The organism is Castellaniella sp. UC4447_H14 (assembly GCF_052978285.1).
Genome location: NZ_CM129666.1, coordinates 218,544 through 239,635 on the forward strand (window position 1 = coordinate 218,544; position 21,092 = coordinate 239,635).

Annotated in this window: 19 protein-coding genes, 3 tRNA genes and 1 riboswitch; of the genes, 16 read left to right on the forward strand and 6 right to left on the reverse strand. The window is 62.7% G+C overall.

Going from position 1 to position 21,092, the window contains the following annotated elements; genetic code table 11:
* Positions 1-181 precede the first annotated feature (181 nt).
* The 3 genes from ACVCMJ_RS01040 (at position 182) to ACVCMJ_RS01050 (ending at position 2,135) form a co-directional block, all read left to right on the forward strand.
* Complete coding sequence (locus ACVCMJ_RS01040) at positions 182-964, forward strand: 3-hydroxybutyrate dehydrogenase (protein ID WP_447082627.1); 783 nt, start codon at positions 182-184, stop codon at positions 962-964.
* Between the two features lie 92 nt (positions 965-1,056).
* Complete coding sequence (locus ACVCMJ_RS01045) at positions 1,057-1,353, forward strand: biotin--protein ligase (RefSeq protein WP_447082502.1); 297 nt, start codon at positions 1,057-1,059, stop codon at positions 1,351-1,353.
* Positions 1,350-2,135, forward strand: coding sequence for a lipoate--protein ligase family protein (locus tag ACVCMJ_RS01050; protein WP_447082503.1), 786 nt, complete (start codon positions 1,350-1,352; stop codon positions 2,133-2,135). The genes ACVCMJ_RS01045 and ACVCMJ_RS01050 overlap by 4 nt, the downstream gene beginning before the upstream one ends.
* 75 nt (positions 2,136-2,210) lie before the next feature.
* Here ACVCMJ_RS01050 and crcB read toward each other — a convergent pair whose 3' ends face one another.
* The gene (gene crcB, locus ACVCMJ_RS01055) at positions 2,211-2,600 is read right to left on the reverse strand and encodes a fluoride efflux transporter CrcB (RefSeq protein WP_447082628.1); all 390 of its coding nucleotides are present in this window, start codon (positions 2,598-2,600) and stop codon (positions 2,211-2,213) included.
* A gap of 88 nt (positions 2,601-2,688) precedes the next feature.
* Positions 2,689-2,755, reverse strand: a riboswitch (Fluoride riboswitch).
* Positions 2,756-2,875: 120 nt separating this feature from the next.
* Between crcB and yaaA the strand changes: the two genes are divergently transcribed.
* Entirely contained in the window at positions 2,876-3,652 is a 777-nt protein-coding gene (gene yaaA / locus ACVCMJ_RS01060) for a peroxide stress protein YaaA (protein ID WP_447082504.1), read from the forward strand.
* Positions 3,653-3,697: 45 nt separating this feature from the next.
* Here yaaA and ACVCMJ_RS01065 read toward each other — a convergent pair whose 3' ends face one another.
* Entirely contained in the window at positions 3,698-5,932 is a 2,235-nt protein-coding gene (locus ACVCMJ_RS01065; RefSeq protein ID WP_447082505.1) for an FUSC family membrane protein, read from the reverse strand.
* 485 nt (positions 5,933-6,417) lie between these two features.
* Here ACVCMJ_RS01065 and ACVCMJ_RS01070 point away from each other — a divergent pair, with 485 nt between their 5' ends.
* The 8 genes from ACVCMJ_RS01070 to ACVCMJ_RS01105 all read left to right on the forward strand — a co-directional run bounded on the left by ACVCMJ_RS01070 (position 6,418) and on the right by ACVCMJ_RS01105 (position 14,328).
* On the forward strand, positions 6,418-8,139 hold the full coding sequence (locus ACVCMJ_RS01070) for an acetolactate synthase 3 catalytic subunit (protein ID WP_447082629.1): 1,722 nt from the start codon (positions 6,418-6,420) through the stop codon (positions 8,137-8,139).
* 13 nt (positions 8,140-8,152) lie between these two features.
* Positions 8,153-8,644, forward strand: a complete 492-nt coding sequence (ilvN, locus tag ACVCMJ_RS01075) for an acetolactate synthase small subunit (protein WP_447082506.1) — start codon at positions 8,153-8,155, stop codon at positions 8,642-8,644.
* 61 nt (positions 8,645-8,705) lie between these two features.
* Entirely contained in the window at positions 8,706-9,722 is a 1,017-nt protein-coding gene (gene ilvC, locus ACVCMJ_RS01080; RefSeq protein WP_447082507.1) for a ketol-acid reductoisomerase, read from the forward strand.
* Between the two features lie 232 nt (positions 9,723-9,954).
* On the forward strand, positions 9,955-10,650 hold the full coding sequence (locus tag ACVCMJ_RS01085; protein WP_447082508.1) for a phosphatidylserine decarboxylase: 696 nt from the start codon (positions 9,955-9,957) through the stop codon (positions 10,648-10,650).
* The gene (pssA, locus tag ACVCMJ_RS01090) at positions 10,643-11,434 is read left to right on the forward strand and encodes a CDP-diacylglycerol--serine O-phosphatidyltransferase (RefSeq protein WP_447082630.1); all 792 of its coding nucleotides are present in this window, start codon (positions 10,643-10,645) and stop codon (positions 11,432-11,434) included. The genes ACVCMJ_RS01085 and pssA overlap by 8 nt, the downstream gene beginning before the upstream one ends.
* A 155-nt stretch (positions 11,435-11,589) precedes the next feature.
* Positions 11,590-11,859 (forward strand): 30S ribosomal protein S15, encoded by a 270-nt coding sequence (rpsO, locus tag ACVCMJ_RS01095; protein ID WP_447082510.1) that lies wholly within the window; start codon positions 11,590-11,592, stop codon positions 11,857-11,859.
* Positions 11,860-11,953: 94 nt separating this feature from the next.
* Positions 11,954-14,098 carry a polyribonucleotide nucleotidyltransferase gene (gene pnp, locus ACVCMJ_RS01100; RefSeq protein ID WP_447082512.1) on the forward strand — a complete coding sequence of 715 codons (2,145 nt, stop codon included), beginning with the start codon at positions 11,954-11,956 and terminating at the stop codon, positions 14,096-14,098.
* 140 nt (positions 14,099-14,238) lie between these two features.
* Positions 14,239-14,328: transfer RNA gene (locus ACVCMJ_RS01105), tRNA-Ser, on the forward strand.
* A 55-nt stretch (positions 14,329-14,383) separates the two neighbouring features.
* Here the strand turns inward: ACVCMJ_RS01105 and hppD are convergent.
* Together hppD and ACVCMJ_RS01115 are read right to left on the reverse strand one after the other, a co-directional pair.
* Entirely contained in the window at positions 14,384-15,469 is a 1,086-nt protein-coding gene (gene hppD, locus ACVCMJ_RS01110) for a 4-hydroxyphenylpyruvate dioxygenase (protein WP_447082513.1), read from the reverse strand.
* Between the two features lie 18 nt (positions 15,470-15,487).
* Complete coding sequence (locus ACVCMJ_RS01115) at positions 15,488-15,862, reverse strand: DUF423 domain-containing protein (protein ID WP_447082514.1); 375 nt, start codon at positions 15,860-15,862, stop codon at positions 15,488-15,490.
* A 117-nt stretch (positions 15,863-15,979) separates the two neighbouring features.
* Between ACVCMJ_RS01115 and ACVCMJ_RS01120 the strand changes: the two genes are divergently transcribed.
* Positions 15,980-16,064: transfer RNA gene (locus tag ACVCMJ_RS01120), tRNA-Leu, on the forward strand.
* A gap of 771 nt (positions 16,065-16,835) precedes the next feature.
* Here the strand turns inward: ACVCMJ_RS01120 and ACVCMJ_RS01125 are convergent.
* Complete coding sequence (locus ACVCMJ_RS01125) at positions 16,836-17,198, reverse strand: glycine zipper family protein (RefSeq protein ID WP_447082515.1); 363 nt, start codon at positions 17,196-17,198, stop codon at positions 16,836-16,838.
* A 565-nt stretch (positions 17,199-17,763) separates the two neighbouring features.
* Here ACVCMJ_RS01125 and ACVCMJ_RS01130 point away from each other — a divergent pair.
* From ACVCMJ_RS01130 to secG, 3 genes are read left to right on the forward strand one after another with little or no spacing between them, the layout of a single operon-like run.
* Positions 17,764-19,389: a methyl-accepting chemotaxis protein gene (locus ACVCMJ_RS01130; RefSeq protein ID WP_447082516.1), complete on the forward strand. Its 1,626-nt coding sequence runs from the start codon at positions 17,764-17,766 to the stop codon at positions 19,387-19,389.
* Between the two features lie 51 nt (positions 19,390-19,440).
* Positions 19,441-20,184: a triose-phosphate isomerase gene (tpiA, locus tag ACVCMJ_RS01135; protein WP_447082517.1), complete on the forward strand. Its 744-nt coding sequence runs from the start codon at positions 19,441-19,443 to the stop codon at positions 20,182-20,184.
* Between the two features lie 26 nt (positions 20,185-20,210).
* Positions 20,211-20,696 (forward strand): preprotein translocase subunit SecG, encoded by a 486-nt coding sequence (gene secG, locus ACVCMJ_RS01140; protein ID WP_447082518.1) that lies wholly within the window; start codon positions 20,211-20,213, stop codon positions 20,694-20,696.
* 175 nt (positions 20,697-20,871) lie between these two features.
* On the opposite strand, the gene ACVCMJ_RS01145 is transcribed toward secG, so the two are convergent.
* Positions 20,872-20,956, reverse strand: a tRNA-Leu gene (locus ACVCMJ_RS01145).
* Positions 20,957-21,092: the final 136 nt, after the last annotated feature.

Genomic DNA, 21,092 nt, shown 5'->3' on the forward strand with positions numbered 1-21,092 from the left:
CCGTGGGTCGGGGAGGGCAACGGCGATGACTGGAAGAGCGAGCGGCCGCCATCCTGCCGCCGCGTTTCCAGTGTAATCGGACGGTCAGCGAATCGCTGTATGCTCTGTTTGATCAATCATTCTTCCTGGAGAAAGCATCATGAGCACGCAATCGTCCGCCGAAGTCCATGCCAGTCCCGTGCTGAGCCTGAAGGGCAAGAATGCCCTGGTGACAGGGGGCGCAAGTGGTCTGGGCAAGCGGATCGCCGAGGTCTTCGCTGACGCTGGCGCCAACGTCATCATCGCGGACCTCAAGCTGGATGCGGCCCAGGCGACCGCCGATGCCATTGCCAGGAAAGGCGTGAAGACCCTGGCAATCGCCATGGACGTGACGGATGAATCCGCGGTGGACGGCGGGTTCGACGCGGTCCAGAAGCAACTGGGTTATGTCGACATCGCCGTCAGCAATGCGGGCATCCAGATCGTGGCACCCATTCAGGATTTCAAATTTTCCGACTGGAAGAAGCTGCTGGCCGTCCATCTCGATGGCGGGTTCCTGACCTCGCGCGCGGCGGTGCGCCACATGATTGCCTCCAAGCGCGGCGGCTGCATCCTGTTCATGGGTTCGGTGCACTCCAAAGAGGCCTCCAAGCTCAAAAGCCCGTACGTGGCCGCCAAGCATGGCCTCGAAGGGCTGGCCAAGGTCATCTCCAAAGAAGGCGCGCCTTATGGCATCCGCACCAACGTGATCTGCCCGGGCTTCGTGCGCACGCCGCTGGTGGAAAAGCAGATCCCGGAGCAGGCCCACGAGCTTGGCATCAGCGAAGAGGACGTCATCAAGACCGTGATGCTGAAGGACACGGTGGACGGCGAATTCACGACGGTGGATGACGTCGCTCAAGTGGCGCTGACATTTGCCGCGTTCCCGAGCAACGCCTTGACCGGCCAATCGCTGGTAGTGAGCCACGGCTGGTTCATGCAGTGAAGCTTCGCCGACTCCGGTTCATGGAAATTGGCGGAGGCTGCGCGCGGTGAAGGCATAATGGGCACCATTCATCCAAGACGGGGGAATGCGAGATGCCCGATTTCCGCGCGGTGCGCCATGCCGAGTACAAAATCCCAGGGGGAAAGCTTCTGGTCGTGGATCTTCAGGTGGCCGATGGATCCCTGAAGGCTGTCCAGCTGTCGGGCGACTTCTTCCTGGAGCCCCCCGAGACGCTGGACGCCATCAATGCCGCGTTGGTCGGCTTGCCGGCTGACGGTGATGCGGAGCGCATCGGGCGGGCAGTTCAGGCGGTGCTGAATCCGGATGTCATGATGTACGGCCTTACCGTCGAGGGTATTGCCGTGGTGATCCAGAGGGCGCTGTCATGACGGAGAAGGCGCGCCGGCAGTGGACGGACTATGACTGGCAGCTCATCCATCTGCCGCCGCAGACCCCGCTGCAGCATCTGGCACTGGACGAGGTCCTGCTCGACGAGGTCGCGGCAGGGCGCCGCGCCCCCACGCTGCGGATCTGGGAATGGTCTGCGGCGGCCATCATCATCGGCATCTTCCAGTCGCTGAAAAACGAAGTCGATGAGGCAGCGGCCAGGCGCTTCGGCGTCCAGGTCGTGCGGCGCATCAGCGGCGGGGGCGCCATGTTCGTCGAACCTGGCAGCGCCATTACCTATTCGATCTACGCCCCCGAGGCGCTGGTCGCGGGCATGAGCTTCCAGGAATCGTATGCCAGCATGGACGCCTTCGCGCTGCAAGCGCTCGAAAAGGTCGGCATCGACGCCTGGTACCAGCCGCTGAACGACATCACGTCGCGAGACGGCAAGATCGGGGGCGCGGCCCAGGCTCGCCGGCGCGGCGCGGTCCTCCACCATGTGACCATGGCCTATGACATGGACGCGGAAAAGATGGTGCAGGTGCTGCGCATCGGGCGGGAAAAGCTGTCGGACAAGGGCACCGCGTCGGCGGCCAAGCGCGTGGATCCGCTGCGTCGCCAGACCGGCCTGCCGCGCGAGGACATCATCGCGTGCATGCTGGAGGTCTTCCGGCAGCGGCATGGGTTGCGAGCGGGTTCGCTGACGGCCGCCGAGCAGACTGCGGCCGATCGGCTCATCGAAGAGAAATTCGCGACTCGGGCCTGGTTGAACAAGGTCGTCTGAAGAGACCTGTGGTATCGCCGGCCCGCTGGCGGGAGAGGTGCCACGGACGACGTGGCTCCGGTCCTCGGTATGCCTCTAGCCCTGAGCCGTGCGTAGTGTCACCACGGTTGCAATGCCCAGCAGCGTCATGGCCAGCGATCCGCCGACGTGGATCGCCATGGAGGTGGCCATCCAGCCATAGCGCCCTTCCTGCAGCAGCAACGCAAGTTCGGCCGAGAAGGTCGAGAACGTGGTCAGGCCGCCGCAGAAGCCCGTGATGATGAACAGTCGGAGGTGCGGGGAGAACCCCGGGTGGGCGCCGAACCAGGCGACCGCGACCCCGATGATGTAGCCGCCCAGCAGGTTGGCGGCCAGTGTGCCCAGCGTCAGGGTCGGCAGAATGGCATTCAGCGTGAGCCCCAGCCACCAGCGCAGTACGGCGCCAGCGCCCGCACCCAGAACGATAGCGATCAGCGAATAAGTCACGGCGGTCGGCACAGGAATCCTTTTGTCAGTTGGAGGAAGCAGGTATTCCGGGCACGGGCGGCACAAAAATGCCTACAACCCGTCTCCGGTGGTTGTAGGCCTCATCAGCCCGATGGTCGGGCGGTTCATGGAGGCATGCCATCTCCAGTGCGGCATCAATATTAGCAGCCCGCTCGCCGGGAAAACAAGCACGGCACACCCGCGCCTGATCTGCTTTAATGGCGTACTCGACCTGCGTGGGCCGCTCAGGTCGCCAAACTCACGGAGTCTTCCTCATGCTGATGGTCCTGTCGCCGGCGAAGAAGCTGGACTATGACACGCCGGTGCGTACCACGCTGCAGACCTACCCCGTATTTCCCGAGCAGACACTGGAGCTGGTCCGGGTCATGCGGCGGCAATCGGTCGCCAGCCTGTCCCGCCTCATGGATCTGTCGGACGCGCTGGCGCGCCTGAATGCCGAGCGCTATGCGGCCTGGGTGGACAAACCGGATGCACGCCACGCCCGCCAGGCGGCGATGGCCTTCAATGGCGACGTCTATGACGGTCTGCGGGCCCCGGATCTGTCGGACGACCGGCTTTCGTGGGCACAGGACCATCTCGCCATTCTGAGCGGCTTGTATGGCGTGTTGCGGCCCCTGGATCTGATCCAGCCCTACCGTCTCGAAATGGGGACCTCATTGCACACGAAGCGTGGCAGCACGCTATATGCGTACTGGGGGGATCGTATCGCACAGGAGCTGAACCGGAGACTGGACCAGGCGTCGGGCGAACGGGTGTTGCTGAACCTGGCATCCCAGGAGTATTTCAAGTCGGTGGCTCTGAAGACCCTGCAGGCGCGGGTGGTCGAATGTGTCTTCCAGGACGAGAAAAACGGCGCCTGGAAGGTCATCAGTTTCTACGCCAAGCGCGCCCGGGGGCTCATGGCGCGGTTCGTGATCGATCGGCAGATCGACTCGGCAGCCGATCTGAGTGCGTTCGATGCCGGCGGATATCGCTATGCAGCCGATGAATCGACCGCCGACCGGCTGGTCTTCCGGCGCTCGCATTGCTGATATCGGCGCACGGCCGCGGGCGGCGCTCGCGGCCTGTCGAGGGCTTCAGGCCGCCGGCACGCGGCTCTGCGGCAGAGACTCCGGTGCGGGCGCTGTTTCCAGCGCCTTCATGTTCTCGCGGATGATTCGGGCAGCCTTGGTCATCTGTCTCAGCGGATAGGCGATGCTCGCAAGGTCCCCTTCGGTTTCGATCACGTTGGGCGGCGTGGCATCGCGGTCCTGAAGCAGGTCCTGTGTGGTCTCGATGGCACGCGCGATCCCGCCGGGCTCGGCATCCATGCGCGCCAGATGCGGGATGACGGCTGCGATCTGCGAGGCCAGCGTGTGGTGCTGGATCAGCAACCGATTCAGTTCCGGGACGTGGCGCTGCCGGCGCACGGGCTCGTCCATCATGCGGTAGAAAGCGGCGGTGTAGTTGCTGAACGCCAGGTGTACGTTTTTGCGGGCCACGCTCCAGTTCACCTGGGCTTCCGTCGGCGTGTCGGTGGGCGATGCGATTCCGCTGGCCCGGGCGCGGCGCTCGGCGCTCACGTACTCCAGCCCGGTGCGCAGGAACTCCAGGTTGGCGGTTTGCAGCGCCCGCGCCAGCGCGTCCAGATTGTGGCGTTCCCAGGCCGGCAGGATGTAGCTGCAGCCCAGCGCCAGGGCGCTCCCGATCAGCGTGTCGATCAGGCGTTCGCCCACGACGGCGTTCGATCCCGGGATGAGCAGATGAAACACCAGCAGCACCAGCGTCGTATTGGCCAGTGCCGAGAGGGTGTAATTGACCTGGACCAGCGCATAGCCCAAAACGCTGCATACCACCAGCATCAGCAGGAAGACCGCCTGGTTCTTCACCACGGCGAACAGGATGAGGGCGAGGCCGCACCCGAGCAACGTGCCCATCAGCCGCCAGCCGTTGCGCTGGCGGGTCAAGGCGAAGCCGGGCTTCATGATGATGAGCACCGTCAGGATGATCCAATAGCTGTGGCCGGCCATGCCCGGGTCCAGTGTGCGCACGACCGGCGCGTGACCCATGGCCAGGCCGATGGCCATGGCCACCATGGCGGCCACCGCCACGCGTAGCGCGTAGCGAAAGTGCACCGACTGCATGTTCAGATTGCGCAGCAGCATGTCCGAGCGCCATTTCTGGCGCGTCAGGAAGCGGTTGAGCGTCTTGTTTTCGCGAGTGTTGTCGGCGATCGGCAACACTTGGCTCTGGGTGTGCGCCGCCATGCGGTCCACGCGATTGGTCATGTTGCGCAGCCTGCGCAGAACCTGGAGCAGCAGGGCGTACAGCTCGGGATCCGACTGCGCCATTCCCGATTCGCGCAGTTGCTGGAGCTCGAACTCCATGGCCCTGAGCTCGGCTTTGACGCTGTTGCGCACACGGGTGTTCCGGTTGCGCGCGACGTTCAGCGCAAGCCCCCCGATGTTGTTGGCCAGCTTGATCATGGCGTCGCGTGCGAACAGCAGGAAATCGCTCTCGGGCAGCGCGCGGCGCAGCGTGGCGTAGTCGGTGTGGGTGGCCACCATGCTGTCGAGCAGGCCCACCATGTCCACGAACAGATTCAACAGCCCCTGGCGCAGGCGGTCGCCGCGCGATCGCGTACCGCGCGGCAGCTCCCGCAGTACCATGTCACGCGCAGCCTGGTGGGCGTCCGTCATCGCGGCCTGGTGGCGTACGAGCTGCCGGTAGCTGTCCTCCAGATCCAGATGAACGTCATAGAAGCGCGCGCGCGCGGCGATATAGTCGGCGGTGGCAAAGAGCGCCACCGAAAGGGCCTGTTGTTCTTCACGGTGCCATAGGACGCGGTGCGCGATGGCGCTATATCCCAGGTAGAAGGCGCCGCCCAGGAATGATGTCAGCGTGTGCTCCCAGACGTCGGCCGGCGCCATCGGGATGCGCATCGTCAATGTCATGATGAGCAGACAGGCGAACCCGAGCAGGCCGCCGTGCTTGCCGTAGACGGTGAGCATCGAGAAGGCGAAGCACAGTGCCGGAACCGTCAGCCAGATCACCAGCGCGTAGCTGGAGGCCAGTCCCGTGATCGCCGTGGTCAGCGAACTCAGGCACAGGGCCGCCACCATGCCGTTGAGGCCATAGCGGCGCGGGCCGCCTGGTTGGTCCAGGATGGCGACGCAGCCCGCCCCCACGGCCGCCACGAAGCCGCCGGCGATCCAGCCGAAGATTCCCCACAGCACGAAGGCGGGCAGCAGGACGCCCACGGACTGGCGCAGACCGCCGAAAAAGTAGTGGCTGTAGAAAAAACGCTGCAACTGGGAAAGGGTCGATGTCATGCGGCCGGTCGTCCAGGCGCCTGTGGCGATTCTGTCAAGTATAGGGAATTAAGCGCCAGACTCGAGTTGACGTTTACGTCAGCAACTCGAATTCGGCTGCGGCCGCGCCATGGCGTTGCTTCGTCGCCAGTTGGTTGACAACCCGCTCTTCGGTTGCGGCAAATGTTGCGATGCATTAAATTAGTGCCTCGATTTGTTGCATCCAGGCAGATCAACCAGGAGACACACGGGCCACGCGCCCGGGACTCTACCTGTCCAATGCTTCAGGGAGCGCCACAAGCGTCGCCCGAAGCGTCCGTTTCTACCTCCCGCGCTCCCAGAGCGCTCGTGTCTTGTGCCAAGGGGTGCAGGCCGTTCCCACGAGGTGGTCGAGCCAAGCGGTTCCGTGAACCGTCGAGCGTCGGCCGTGTCGTGGATCATCGGTCGTGGCCCAGGTCGATTGTCGACTGCTTGGTGCGAAGCACTGGTCATGAAAGGAACCCATGATGGAACTCAATGGCGCCGACATCGTCGTGCGTTGTCTGATCGAGGAAGGCGTAGACCATCTCTTTGGCTACCCCGGCGGCGCGGTCCTCTATATCTACGACGCGATCTACAAGCAAGATAAATTCCAGCACATTCTCGTGCGACATGAGCAGGCCGCCGTTCACGCAGCCGATGCCTATTCCCGTTCTTCCGACAAGACTGGCGTCTGCCTGGTCACCAGCGGTCCGGGCGTGACCAATGCCATCACCGGCATCGCCACGGCCTACATGGACTCGATCCCCCTGGTGATCATCAGCGGCCAGGTCCCGACCCACGCGATCGGCCAGGACGCGTTCCAGGAATGCGACACCGTGGGCATCACCCGGCCCTGCGTCAAGCACAACTTCCTGGTGCGCGACGTGAAGGATCTGGCTGAAACCATGCGCCGCGCCTTCTACATCGCCCGCTCGGGGCGTCCCGGTCCGGTGCTGGTGGACATTCCCAAGGACGTCTCGGTGGCGACTTGCAAGTTCATGCCCAAGCGGGGCCCCACGGTGCTGCGGTCGTATTCGCCCGTGACCAAGGGACACCAGGGCCAGATCAAGAAGGCCGTGCAACTTTTGTTGGCGGCCGAGCGCCCCATGATCTATGCCGGCGGTGGGGTGGTGCTCTCCAATGCGTCCGACGAGCTGCGCAAGCTGGTCCGCGTCACGGGGGCTCCTTGCACCACGACGCTGATGGCGCTGGGCGCCTTCCCGGGAACCGATGAGAAGTTCGTCGGCATGCCGGGCATGCACGGCACCTTCGAGGCCAACATGGCCATGCAGAACAGCGACGTGCTGATAGGCATCGGGGTGCGTTTTGACGACCGCGTGATCGGCAACCCTCGCAACTTCGCGCAGGTCCCGCGCAAAGTCGTTCATATCGACATTGACCCGTCTTCGATTTCCAAGCGGGTGCGTGTGGACGTGCCTATCGTGGGCGACGTGAAGGAAGTCCTCCAGGACCTCATTGGCCTGTACGCGCAGGCGCTTGCCGAACAGGGCGGCACCGAGCGTCGGCTGGATGCGTGGTGGAAGCAGATCGATGGGTGGCGCGCGCGCAAATGCCTGGATTACGATCATTCCGACACCATCATCAAGCCGCAGTTCGTGATCCAGAAGCTCTGGGAAGTCACGCGCGGACAGGCCTTTGTGACCTCGGACGTGGGGCAGCACCAGATGTGGGCCGCGCAGTATTACCCCTTTGCGGAACCGCGCCGCTGGATCAATTCGGGCGGTCTGGGCACCATGGGCGTGGGGTTGCCGTTCGCCATGGGCGTGCAAATGGCCAACCCGGGACGCGACGTGGCGGTCATTACCGGCGAAGGCTCCATCCAGATGAATATCCAGGAGCTGTCGACCTGCAAGCAGTATCGCCTGACGCCCAAGATCCTCTGCCTGAACAACCGGTATCTGGGCATGGTCCGGCAGTGGCAGCAGATCGACTATGGGTCACGGTATTCCGAAACCTATGTCGAAGCGCTGCCGGATTTCGTCAAACTGGCGGAAAGCTACGGGCACATCGGTCTGCAAATCGAGAAGCCGGCCGATGTCGAACCCGCGCTGCGCGAGGCATTCACGAAACACAAGGATCGCCTTGTGTTCATGAATTTCATCACCGATCAGACCGAGAACGTCTGGCCCATGGTGAAGGCGGGCCGCGGCCTGACCGAGATGCTGCTGGGTTCCGAGGATCTGTGAGGGGATCGAAATCATGAAACACGTCATTTCCGTTCTGCTGGAAAACGAGCCGGGCGCCTTGTCGCGCGTGGTGGGCCTGTTTTCGGCGCGCGGCTACAACATCGAAACCCTGACGGTGGCTCCCACCGAGGATCCGACGCTGTCGCGCATGACCATCGTGACGGTCGGGCCCGACGAAGTCATCGAGCAGATCACCAAGCACCTGAATCGTCTCGTGGATGTGGTCAAGGTCGTGGACCTGTCCGAGGGGCCCCACGTCGAGCGCGAGCTCATGCTCATCAAGGTGCGCGCCGTGGGCAAGGAACGCGACGAGATGAAGCGCATGGCGGAGATCTTCCGCGGGCGCATCATCGATGTCACCGACAAGACCTACACCATCGAACTCACCGGCGTGCAGGACAAGATCGCCGCCTTCATTGACGCGCTGGATCGCAGCGCCATCCTGGAAACGGTCCGCACGGGCGTGTCCGGGGTGGGGCGAGGCGAGCGCGTCCTCAAACTGTAACCGTCGGGGGCAACCCCGAATCTCTCTTTTTCCGAATTGCAAAAAATCAACGGAGTATCCAATGAAAGTTTTCTACGACAAAGATTGTGACCTGTCCCTCATCAAGGGCAAGCAAGTAGCCATCATCGGCTACGGTTCCCAGGGCCATGCGCACGCACTGAACCTGCATGATTCAGGAGTGCATGTCACGGTGGGGCTGCGCAAGGGTGGCGCTTCATGGAACAAGGCTGTCAATGCCGGTCTGGAAGTCAAAGAAGTCGCCGACGCCGTCAAGAGCGCGGATGTCGTCATGATGCTGCTGCCCGACGAGCACATCGCCCAGGTTTACCGCACGCAGATTGCCGACAACATGAAGTCGGGCGCCGCGCTCGCCTTTGCTCACGGGTTCAACATCCATTATGGGCAGATCGTGCCGCGCGCCGACATCGACGTCATCATGATCGCCCCGAAGGCCCCGGGCCACACGGTGCGCAGCACCTATACCCAGGGCGGCGGCGTGCCCATGCTGATCGCGGTGCACCAGGATCATTCCGGCAAGGCGCGTGATCTGGCGTTGTCCTACACCATGGCCAATGGCGGCGGTCGTGCCGGCATCATCGAAACCTCTTTCCGTGAAGAGACGGAGACGGACCTGTTTGGCGAACAGGCCGTGCTGTGCGGCGGCGCCGTGGAACTCATCAAATCGGGCTTCCAGACGCTGGTGGATGCCGGCTATGCGCCCGAAATGGCGTATTTCGAATGCTGCCACGAGCTCAAACTGATCGTCGACCTGATCTACGAGGGCGGCATCGCCAACATGAACTATTCGATCTCCAACAATGCGGAGTTCGGCGAGTACGTCAGCGGCCCGCGCGTGGTCAATGACGAGTCGCGTGCAGCCATGCGGGATGTCCTGCGCGACATCCAGACCGGCGTCTACGCGAAGAAGTTCATCCTGGAAAACGCGGCGGGTGCGCCGGAGCTGTCGTCGCGCCGTCGCCTCACGTCCGAGTTGCAGATCGAACAGGTGGGCGGCAAGCTGCGGGCGATGATGCCCTGGATCGCGGCGCACAAGCTCGTGGATCAGACCAAGAACTGATCTCGCGCAGGCATGCGGTTCGCGCCGGGGCAGGGGGCGGTCGCTCCTGTTCTAGGCTGGGGCCTCGGCGGCGATATGGCCGATGCGGTGGTGATGGACGGGGCGCCCGTCCCTCGCCACCCGCATCGGCCTTTTGCATGCCCGGCCAACCCCTGATCCGTCGCGCGCCGCCGGTGATACCGGGGGGAGGCATTCTGTGTCAACATGGTGAAATGAGTTATTCTTGCGCACCATGAAGATTCCTCCTTATCCCCATCCCCTGATTGCCCGGGAGGGCTGGCCCATTCTCGCGGGCGGCGTGATTGTGTCGCTCCTGGTGAGTGCCTGGTCGGGCTGGGCCTCCATCCCGTTCTGGATCTTTACCCTGTTTGCGCTGCAGTTCTTCCGCGATCCGGTGCGCGAGGCGCCCGAGGGCGAAGGCCTTGTGCTGTGTCCGGCCGACGGGCGTGTCGTTTCTGTGGAGGAGGCGACGGATCCGTATGCCGAAGATCGAGCCGCCCTCCGGATCAGCGTGTTCATGAATGTGTTCAACGTCCATTCGAACCGGGTTCCGGTCGATGGTGAAGTCGAGTCCCTCACGTACTTTGCCGGCCGGTTCTTCAATGCTTCCCTGGACAAGGCGTCTCTGGAAAACGAGCGCAATGCCATGGTGCTGCGCACGTCCGATGGACAGACGGTGACGGCCGTACAGGTCGCCGGGCTGGTGGCCAAGCGCATCCTGTGCCACGCGCACGTGGGCCAGCGGCTCTATGCCGGCCAGCGCTATGGCTTCATCCGCTTCGGGTCGCGGGTAGACGTATACTTGCCTCCGGGCTCGCGCCCCCGGGTTGCCCTGGGCGACAAAGTCCAGGCGACCAGCACGATCCTTGCCGAGTTGCCTGCTACCGGGTTGCCTGCTACTTTGGATATCGATGAATCCGTTGCCTGAATCCATGCCTGACGAACCTCAGCGACGCCGCAGCATTTACCTGTTGCCCAACGCCTTTACCACAGCAAATCTTTTCGCCGGCTTCTATGCCGTGGTTCAGGCGATGAACCATAACTTCGAAGTCGCGGCGATGGCGATCTTCCTGGCGATGGTATTCGACAGCATGGATGGCCGAGTCGCACGGTTGACGCACACCCAGTCGGCGTTTGGCGAACAGTACGATTCGCTGGCAGACATGGTTTCATTCGGCATGGCGCCCGCTCTGGTGGTCTACCAGTGGTCGTTGCTGGGGCTGGGTCGCTGGGGCTGGCTGGCCGCCTTCGTGTACGTGGTGGGGGCGGCGCTGCGGCTTGCGCGGTTCAATGCCAATATCGGCAAGGTCGACAAGCAGTACTTTCAGGGGCTGCCCAGTCCTGCGGCGGCGGCACTGGTCGCCGGCTTCGTGTGGCTGTCCGTGGATAACAGGCTCTCGCTTTCGGACGGTCCGGTCGCTTGGGCCGCCTTTGGACTGACGGTGTATGCGGGGATCGCCATGGTGTCCAATGCACCGTTTTTCAGTGGCAAGTCCTTCGCCCTGGGGCGCAGCGTGCCGTTCTGGGTCATGATCGCCCTGGTGGCTGTCTTCGTGTTCGTGTCCAGCGATCCGCCCGTTGTGCTGTTCGGGCTGTTCATCCTCTATAGCCTTTCCGGCTGGGTCGCCTGGCTGTGGCGGGTGCGCCGTGCTCGGCGACTGGGACAGCGCATGCGGGGCGGCGGCGACGCGGGCGGCGGCGTGCCGCACTGAGTCGCCCCGCCGTGGGCGTTTCCAATCCTTCCACAGGCTGCGCGCGAAATCGCGGCCGATCCGCTATAATGAGCGCCGCGCCACACCTGCGTGGCGCTTTTTTCATTTCACGGCCGCACGCCTCGGTGCCGCCGCCTGTCCCAGAGGTTCATAGCATGTCTGTAGCAGATATTGTCAAGTCTGACATCGTTGCGCAATTCCAGCGCGCTGCCGGTGATACTGGCTCTCCCGAAGTCCAGGTCGCCCTGTTGACCGCTCGTATCAATGAGCTGACCGGTCACTTCAAGCTGCACACCAAGGACCACCATTCCCGCCGCGGCCTGCTGCGCATGGTGAGCCGCCGCCGCAAGCTGCTGGACTACCTGAAGGGTAGCAAGCCGGATTCGTATCGCGCCCTGATCGAAAAGCTCGGGCTCCGTAAGTAATGCCCAGGGGTCTGGTGCCCCATGGTTGAACCGTGTATGCCGCGATTTCGTGCGCGGGGTACACGGTTTTTTCGTAAGCAAAAGGAATAACGTAATGTTCAACAAAGTGAGCAAGTCGTTTCAGTACGGCGACCACACGGTGGTGATGGAGACGGGTGAAATCGCGCGTCAGGCCTCCGGTGCGGTGCTGGTGTCGGTGGACGATACCGTGGTGCTGGCGACGGTGGTCGCTGCCAAGACCGCCAAACCTGGCCAGGACTTCTTCCCGCTGACCGTCGATTACGTCGAGAAGACCTACGCCGCCGGCAAGATTCCGGGCGGCTTTTTCAAGCGCGAAGGCAAGCCTTCCGAAAAGGAAATCCTGACCTCGCGCCTGATCGATCGTCCGCTGCGCCCGCTGTTCCCTGACGGGTTCTACAACGACGTCCAGATCATCATCCACACTCTGTCGGTCAATCCCGAAGTCGATCCCGACATCCCGGCCATGCTGGGGGCGTCCGCGGCGCTGGCCGTGTCCGGCATTCCGTTCAATGGCCCGGTGGGCGGCATCCGCGTCGGTTACGTGAACGGCCAGTACGTGGCCAATCCGACCGTCTCCCAGCTGAAAGAATCGCAGCTCGACCTGGTGGTTGCCGGAACCGAAGCCGCGGTGCTGATGGTGGAATCCGAAGCCAAGCAGTTGCCCGAGGACGTGATGCTGGGCGCCGTAGTGTTCGGTCACGAGCAACTGCAAGCGGCGATCAATGCCATTGACGACCTGGTGGCCGAAGCGGGCAAGCCCGAATGGGACTGGCAGCCCGCGCCGGTGAATGAAGTCCTGTCGACGGCCGTGCGCAGCGCCGCCTTCGAGGCGCTCGAAGGCGTCTACAAGATTCATGACAAGCAGGAACGTACGACCGCGCTGCGCCAGACCTACGCCGATGTGAAGGCGAAGCTGGCCGAGCACGCCGCCGCCCGCGGCGATGACGCGCCCGACGGCGTCGAAGTCGAAAATCTCCTGTTCGATCTGGAATCCGAAATCGTCCGCGGCCGTATCCTGCGCGGTGAGCCCCGTATCGACGGGCGCGACACGCGCACCGTGCGCCCGATCAGCATCCGGCTGGGCGTGCTGCCGCGCGCCCACGGCTCGGCGCTGTTCACGCGTGGGGAAACCCAATCGTTGGCGATCACTACGCTGGGGACCAAGCAGGACGAACAAATCATTGATTCCATCATGGGCGAATACCGTGATCGATTCATGATGCACTACAACATGCCTCCGTTTGCGACCGGCGAGACGGGCCGCTTCGGCGTGCCCAAGCGCCGCGAGATCGGCCATGGCCGTCTGGCCAAACGGGCCTTGCTGGCATTGCTGCCCGCCCCGGAAGAATTCCAGTACACCATTCGCGTGGTGTCCGAAATCATGGAATCGAACGGTTCCTCCTCGATGGCGTCGGTCTGCGCCGGCTGCCTGTCCATGATGGATGCCGGCGTGCCGATCAAGGATCACGTCGCTGGCGTGGCCATGGGCCTGATCAAGGAAGGCAACAAGTTCGCCGTCCTGACGGACATCCTGGGTGATGAAGATCACCTGGGCGACATGGACTTCAAGGTCACGGGCACCGACCACGGTGTCACGGCCCTGCAGATGGACATCAAGATCCAAGGCATCACCAAGGAAATCATGCAGATTGCCCTGGCGCAGGCGCGCGAAGGCCGGTTGCATATCCTGGAAAAGATGCATAAGGCTCTCGAGGGCTCGCGCACCGAGCTGTCGAATTTTGCGCCGCGCATGCTGCAGATGAAGATCAACCCCGAGAAGATTCGTGACGTGATCGGCAAGGGCGGTGCGACCATCCGCGCGCTGACCGAGGAAACCGGCACGCACATCGACATCAGCGACGATGGCAGTATCGTGATCTCCAGTGCGGACCTGGACAAGGCCCACGAAGCCGAGCGCCGGATCAAGGAACTCACGGCTGACGTCGAGGTTGGCCAGGAGTACCAGGGCACAGTCCAGCGCCTGCTGGATTTCGGCGCCATCGTTCAGGTGCTGCCGGGACGCGACGGGTTGCTGCACATCTCCGAGATCGCCAACTATCGCATCGCCGACATCAACGACGTGCTGAAGGTCGGTCAGTCGGTGCGCGTGAAGGTCATCGAAGCGGACGAGCGCGGTCGCTTGCGCCTGTCGGTGAAGGCCATCGGCGGGATCGAAGCGCAGGGCGGCCCCTCCGCTCCTGCGCCGGCTGGCGAGTGATCGCATAGCAGCGTCCCCTCCAGGGGGACGATCCACCCATGAAGGCGCCTGGCGGCGCCTTCATTGTCATGCACGACTATGCGCTACACTTGCGGTCTTCATGGTTGCACAGCGCGGTCGTCGCCGGTGCAGCCATCCATGGAAGCGTGCCAGAGTGGTTGAATGGACCGGTCTTGAAAACCGGCGATGGGGCAACCCATCCGTGAGTTCGAATCTCACCGCTTCCGCCAGTTGCCTGCCCGGCCTTGGCCGGTGAAACGGCGCCTGCTAAATGGCGCCGGCTCCCTAGAGGTCCTGGGCCGGTTTGATCGCACCCCGGCGGATCTGGTCGCGCTCGATGGAATCGAACAGAGCCTTGAAGTTGCCTTCGCCGAAGCCGGTGTCGCCCTTGCGCTGGATGAATTCGAAGAAAACGGGGCCCAGCAGCGTCTCGGAGAAAATCTGCAGCAGGAGTCTGGGCCCACCCTCGCCGGTGTTGCCGTCCAGCAGGATGCCCCGCGCCTTCAGGGCCGCGGTAGGCTGGCCATGGCCGGGCAGGCGCGTGTCCAGCGATTCATAGTACGTGTCCGGAGGCGCGGCCATCAGCGGTACGCCGGCAGCTCTCAGTCTATCGATCGTGGCAATCAGGTCGTCGCTGAGCAATGCGACGTGCTGAATGCCTTCGCCGTTGAATTTCATCAGGAACTCTTCGATCTGGCCCGCGCCCTTCGAGGATTCCTCGTTCAGCGGAATGCGGATCAGGCCGTCGGGTGCCGTCATGGCCTTGGATGTCAGGCCGGAATATTCGCCCGTGATGTCGAAATATCGGATCTGCCGAAAATTGAACAATTTTTCGTAGAAGCCGGCCCAGAATTCCATCCGGCCGCGGTAGACGTTATGCGTGAGATGGTCGACGATCTTGAGGCCGTGCCCTTTTGGGTGTCGGTCGACGTTCGCAATGAATTCGAAATCGATGTCGTAGATGGATTCCCCGTCCCTGAACCGGTCGATCAGGTAGAGCGGAGCGCCGCCGATTCCCTTGATGGCGGGCAGGCGCAATTCCATGGGTCCGGTGGGCACATCGATGGGCTGGGCGCCCAGCGTCAGCGCGCGCTCATAGGCGTGGTGGGCGTCCTTCACGCGGAACGCCAGGCCGCAGGCGGCGGGACCGTGTTCGGCGGCAAAATAGGCGGCCGGACTCCTGGGCTCGCGGTTGACGATGAAGTTGATGTCGCCCTGGCGGTAAAGCGCGACGTTCTTGGATCGGTGATTCGCCACCAGCGTGAACCCGAGTTTCTCAAAAAGCGGTTCCAGGACGTTCGGAGTCGGCGATGCGAATTCGACGAATTCGAACCCCGTCAGTCCCATGGGGTTCTCGAACAGATCGGTCATGGTGTGCTCCTCTGGGAGCTAACGCCCCCGCCACGCAGCCCACGCAAGCACAATCCAGGCCGCGATCATGAGCAGCCCGCCAACGGGCGTGATGGCCCCAAGCACCCGGGTGCCCGTGAGGACCAGTGCGTACAGGCTGCCGCTGAATACCACTATACCCGCCAGCATCAGGCCGGCGGCCCAGGACGCCGGCGTTGGCGAGACATGAGACCAGATCGCGGCGATCAACAGGAGCCCCAGGCTGTGCAGCATCTGGTAATGGGCGGCGGTGCGCCAAGTCTCGAGCGATTCAGGCGAGGCGATGCGGCGCAGCCCGTGCGCGCCGAAGGCGCCCGCCGCCACACCCAGTGCGAGCACCAGTGCGCCGTAAACTATCAGCATGCGTGGGTTCATGGTCGGTTCCATTCAAAGGTCAGCCCCGATTGTAGAGGAGGCCCGCGATGATTCACCGGGCGACCCCATGCCGGGCGGCAGGGTTCGAGTACAATGCGCCGAGCCTGCCGACGGGCGGCTCCCATGGCGGAATTGGTAGACGCAAGGGGCTTAAAACCCCTCGACTTCGGTCATGCCGGTTCGACTCCGGCTGGGAGCACCAGAAAAAACTTGAAGAATAATCTGTAATTAGTTGATTTATATGAATATTTTTATATTCAACACAAGACTCGTGGGGACGGTTTGGGCCGCAAAACCCTCGATTTTTCCCTGATTTCTCCTGGGGAAGCTGTTCGCCTGTCCCCATAGTGTCCCCAAAATTGTCCCCAAAATTTTTTGAGTAATCCAATGGCAGAGCCGTGGTTTTGTATGAGATGCGCGGCGCATCCATGAGGGCCACTGTGTATACGCCAGGCAGCGCAAGTAGACTGTCGTCACCTTCGACACCATTGTCAGTAGTGGTGGGTCGGAAAGGTGAAGTGTAGGTTAGCCTTAACGGACACGCTGGGTCCCCGGAAAGGGTAGTATGACTGGCGTATCGCGCAGCTTCTGAAGCAGCGCAACACGAAACACCCTGAGATTGTGAGATTGACCGATCAGCAGGGCGGCACCAACTGACGCGAGTGCCGCAACGGGTCTGAAGCTGAAGACTTGATATTTAACGACACCAAGAACGAAACAGCAGCTCGCCTGCACAGATATCTGGACATGATCACACTGCCACCGGCCGTCGATTCCAAGAACCTGGACCCGTTTCTAACCAGACGCAGTTAACCGACCCTGCATTTCCGGCGGCTGGGGATGGTCGCGGTCGCGTCTGCCGGCCGGGCAAGCAGTAAGTGCAGATGGCCTTTGCTCGGCTAGCAGTCCTGCGACAATCGAAATGGGACGAAATCGGAGTTATGCGCTCATCATGCCCGACAGTTTCAGGCGTTCACCCCAACACGCGGTATCCGCGATACATGAGACATCGCACGATGATGGTCTTCTGATCACCCGCGCCACCCGCTGCGCCGTAGGCACCGCCTGTGACAGCGCCCGAAGCCGCGCCGACGCCCGCGTAGTAGCCCGCGTTGTTGCCTCCAACAGCGGCACCCAGCAGCGCGCCGAGCACGGCGCCGAGTGCCATACCCACCCCTGCTTGTGCGCCGGGGTTGACTTGCTTGGCGTATGCTTGGCACTCCTTCAGGTCCTTCTCATACTGGGCAGGGTCCACGCCTTGTGTGTCAACCACCGGGCGGTAGGACGCACAGCCTGCGATGGCGGCGCACAGAACGGCCAGGATCACTCGTTTCATGATGGGGCCCCGTTACGCGGCGATGATGTATTCGGCCCACACGCTCGCGGTGTGATGGCACGTCGTTCCGTCGCCTTCTTTCGAGCCGCATTTGCGCCAGTTGCTTACGTAGTGAAGTAGCTTCTTTGCATCCTCGCTCATCTCAATGTCTCCCTTGAATTTTTAATGTGCCGATAAGACCGCATCGGGTGCGGACGAGATAGCCCTAAGCCAAACACCTGTCCTAAAGGTGCTGACGAGTCTCGGGATCAGAACGGGACCCGGTCGCCGTGGTCGCGACCTGACGGGGCCAAGGCCATCCTTTGCGTCACACACTGTAGTCCTTTTTATTACTTCGTAGTGATTCTGACCACGTGGCATTTTCAGGAGTTTTGGCCTCAAAAAATGAATTTGGGGACAAAACTGTCCCCAAACCTCTTGGAAAACCGCATAAATACTAGCTGTTCGACCCCGGCTGGGAGCACCATAAGAAATTCCGAAGTCCTGCCGTTAATGGTTCATCGTTCCCTTGACGCGCCTCAGCGCTGGTGTCCCTGTCGGGCTCCGGCCACATCGAGACTCTCCTATGCGCAATTTCAAAATCGGCACCCGGCTTGGCCTGGGATTTGGCTTTGTCATCATCCTTTTGCTCGTGATGTCGGGGATTGGCGCCTGGCGCATCATCAATTCTCAGCAAGACAATCAGGCGCTGAATCACAGGCTTCAGACCAATGCCTTGATCCAGCAGTTGACGCGCCAGATCAGCATGGGCGCGAACCAGACGCAGGCCACTCTGGCGGCGGACCCTGACACGCTGCGCAAGCTGAAGTCGTCCATTCTGGCCTCGGACCAGCAGATGCAAAAGCTCGGCGAGGCGCTGGCACAGGAGCTTACCCACCCTCAATCGATCGCACTGTTGCAGCAATTCCGCCAGGCGCGAGAGGTCTTTCTGAAGGCGCGCGACCAGGCTTTCAAGAGCCTGGATGGCGGGGACTATGGTGCCGCTGACGCCTTCTTCAATCAAGAGCTTCCGAAGGTGACGACCGGTCTGCTGGATCGGGTCGACCGGCTGTCCCGGTTCCAGGACGATTCGGTGCAGGAACTGTTTAACCAAAGCGCTCAATCCAGCCGGCTGGGGCTGTCCGTGCTCGCTGTGGCCACGCTGCTGGCGCTTCTGCTCGGGCCGCTGTTCGCGTGGCGCGTGACGCGTTCGGTGACGCGTCCGCTGCGCCACGCGGTGGATCTCGCCGGGGCGGTCGCTCGGCGCGACCTGAGCGTGGAAATCAATGCGGGCGGCCGTGATGAAGTCGCACAGTTGCTGGAGGCTCTTGGGACGATGGCGCGCAATTTGCGAGGCGCCCTGGGAGAGGTCCGCAGTGGCTCCGACGCGATCGCCTCGGCGGCGGCGGAAATCACGGCCGGCAATCTGGATCTTTCTTCGCGCACCGAACATCAGGCCAGCTCTCTGGCGCAGACGGCGGCCACCATGGAACAACTGACGGCCACGGTGCGGCAGAATGCCGACAACACGCACCAGGCCAACTCGCTGGCGGCAGCGGCTGCCCGGACAGCCACGGATGGCGGTGCCATCGTCTCGCAGCTCGTGTCCACGATGAGCGAGATCAACCAGAAATCACGGCAGGTCACCGACATCATCGGTGTTATTGATTCGATTGCCTTTCAGACCAATATTCTCGCGTTGAATGCGGCGGTGGAAGCCGCGCGCGCCGGCGAACAGGGGCGCGGCTTTGCGGTGGTGGCGTCCGAAGTGCGGGCGCTGGCCCAGCGCAGCGCCGCAGCCGCCAAGGAAATCAAGACGCTCATTGTGGCTTCGGTGGAATCGGCTTCCCGGGGCAATGACCAGGCAAGCCATGCGGGCGCGACCATGCAGGATATCGTGGACGGCATCCGACGGGTGACGGACATCATGGGCGAGATCAGCGCGGCCAATCGCGAGCAGACCACCGGCATCGAGGAAGTCAATACCGCCGTGACGCAGATGGATGAAGTCACGCGCCAGAATGCCAGCCTGGTGGAAGAGTCCGCCGCGGCAACGACCAGTCTGCAAGACCAGGCCGATACGCTGGCGCGCCTGGTGGCCACCTTCAATCTGGGCCAGCCGGCCGAGGAGTTGGCGGAAGATGCCGCTGTTGAACGGCCCCTGCTGGATGCACCGGTCCTGACGCCGCTCTTGGGAGCACCTGCTCGGTAAACACGCTACAATTCAGGGTTACTCGATTTTTATTTGCCTGCTTCGACTCTCATGAGCCACCCTCGCAAGCGCCTTGTCATGGGCAATTGGAAAATGCACGGCAGCCTGCAGGATAATGCAGCGCTGTTGGGCGCATTGCTGTCTGGCGCTGGCCGCGCCGGCGATACCGAGCTTGCGGTTTGCGTGCCTTCCCCTTATCTGGCCCAGGCCCAGGCGTCGCTGGCCGGTTCGCGTATTTCGTGGGGTGCCCAGGATGTCAGTGTCCATGACCATGGCGCCTACACCGGCGAGATTTCCGCAGCCATGCTGGCTGATTTCGGATGCTCGTGGGTTCTGTGCGGGCATTCCGAACGCCGGGCCATGCATGCGGAATCCAGCAGCCTGGTGGCTGCCAAGGCTTCCAGTGCGCTGGCCTGCGGACTGACTCCGGTGGTATGCGTGGGCGAGACCTTGTCGGATCGGGATGCCGGTGGCGCGGAATGCGTGATCGGCGATCAGCTCGATCCTGTCCTGGCGCTGGGCGCCGAGGCTTTGAGCCAAATGGTGATCGCGTATGAGCCCGTCTGGGCCATCGGGACGGGCCGTACGGCCACGCCGGATCAGGCCCAGGCCGTACATGCATTCATCCGTGCGGCTCTGGCCCGCCACGGCGCCGGTCAGACGCGTGTCCTGTACGGCGGCAGCGTGAAGGCGGCCAATGCGGCCTCGCTCTTTGCTCAGCCTGATATCGACGGCGCACTGGTGGGCGGAGCTTCTCTGGTTGCCGATGAATTTTTGAAAATTGCGGCTGCGTAAACCGCGCAGCCCGGAGCCCTGTCAACATGCAATTGCTTAACTCGATCCTGCTGACGCTGCAGATCATCTCGTCGATTCTGATCATTGTTCTGGTGCTGCTGCAGCAGGGCAAGGGGGCCGACATGGGAGCCGCCTTCGGCAGCGGGTCGGCAGGCAGTGTATTCGGCTCGGCGGGCGCCGCGAACTTCCTGTCGCGCATGACGAAGTGGGCGGCCATCATCTTCTTTGTGACGACGGGTGGTCTGGCCTGGGTCGCGCACCATCCGTCCAGCTCGCCGATCGAATCCGGCATCATGTCGGGATTTTCCGAACCGGCGAAGAAGGCGCCAGCCGCCGCACCGGCGCCCACCGGCACGGCTGTGCCGAATGTACCCTCCAGGAGCGTGGCGCCTTCGACCCGTGAGCCGGCTTCTGGCGCGGCCGCACCGCAGAACGGAGCTGCCGCCGTACCCGCCGCTCCGGCCTCGGGCGTGGGCAGCGCGGTGCCCAGCGTTCCTCCAGCCAAAAAGTAGGCGGATCGCAGCAGACGAATACAAAAATTTTTCGCCCCACCGCGAGGTCCTGTTCAGGGCCTCGCCTTGTTTTTGGGATGGCGGTCCCGCATAAACCAAAGGCTTCCATGTGGAAGCCTTCATTTCACCCAACTCGCACGCCTCGTCCGGGAAAGCCGGAGATCGCGCGGGTGTCTGGTGCCCGAAGGGGGACTCGAACCCCCACACCTTTCGGCACAGCCACCTCAAGGCTGCGCGTCTACCAATTCCGCCATCCGGGCAATTTCTCTAAAGAGGAGAGAATATACCATGTCTGTGGTCCAATGTGGGCGTCGTGGGCCTCGTCTCGCCGTCCTGCGCGTCCGTCGCGGAAAGCCCGCCCGGGGCGGCCCGCGCCATTCGTGACGGGTACTCCGG

Bases quoted from the DNA above. Each gene is read 5' to 3' on its own strand.
- pnp (WP_447082512.1), top strand. From the start codon at position 11,954: ATGTTCAACAAAGTGAGCAAGTCGTTTCAGTACGGCGACCACACGGTG.
- ACVCMJ_RS01085 (WP_447082508.1), top strand. From the start codon at position 9,955: ATGAAGATTCCTCCTTATCCCCATCCCCTGATTGCCCGGGAGGGCTGG.
- hppD (WP_447082513.1), bottom strand. From the start codon at position 15,469: ATGACCGATCTGTTCGAGAACCCCATGGGACTGACGGGGTTCGAATTC.
- ACVCMJ_RS01070 (WP_447082629.1), top strand. From the start codon at position 6,418: ATGGAACTCAATGGCGCCGACATCGTCGTGCGTTGTCTGATCGAGGAA.
- ilvN (WP_447082506.1), top strand. From the start codon at position 8,153: ATGAAACACGTCATTTCCGTTCTGCTGGAAAACGAGCCGGGCGCCTTG.
- ACVCMJ_RS01050 (WP_447082503.1), top strand. From the start codon at position 1,350: ATGACGGAGAAGGCGCGCCGGCAGTGGACGGACTATGACTGGCAGCTC.
- secG (WP_447082518.1), top strand. From the start codon at position 20,211: ATGCAATTGCTTAACTCGATCCTGCTGACGCTGCAGATCATCTCGTCG.
- ACVCMJ_RS01130 (WP_447082516.1), top strand. From the start codon at position 17,764: ATGCGCAATTTCAAAATCGGCACCCGGCTTGGCCTGGGATTTGGCTTT.
- rpsO (WP_447082510.1), top strand. From the start codon at position 11,590: ATGTCTGTAGCAGATATTGTCAAGTCTGACATCGTTGCGCAATTCCAG.
- ACVCMJ_RS01125 (WP_447082515.1), bottom strand. From the start codon at position 17,198: ATGAAACGAGTGATCCTGGCCGTTCTGTGCGCCGCCATCGCAGGCTGT.
- tpiA (WP_447082517.1), top strand. From the start codon at position 19,441: ATGAGCCACCCTCGCAAGCGCCTTGTCATGGGCAATTGGAAAATGCAC.
- ACVCMJ_RS01045 (WP_447082502.1), top strand. From the start codon at position 1,057: ATGCCCGATTTCCGCGCGGTGCGCCATGCCGAGTACAAAATCCCAGGG.
- yaaA (WP_447082504.1), top strand. From the start codon at position 2,876: ATGCTGATGGTCCTGTCGCCGGCGAAGAAGCTGGACTATGACACGCCG.
- ilvC (WP_447082507.1), top strand. From the start codon at position 8,706: ATGAAAGTTTTCTACGACAAAGATTGTGACCTGTCCCTCATCAAGGGC.
- ACVCMJ_RS01115 (WP_447082514.1), bottom strand. From the start codon at position 15,862: ATGAACCCACGCATGCTGATAGTTTACGGCGCACTGGTGCTCGCACTG.
- ACVCMJ_RS01065 (WP_447082505.1), bottom strand. From the start codon at position 5,932: ATGACATCGACCCTTTCCCAGTTGCAGCGTTTTTTCTACAGCCACTAC.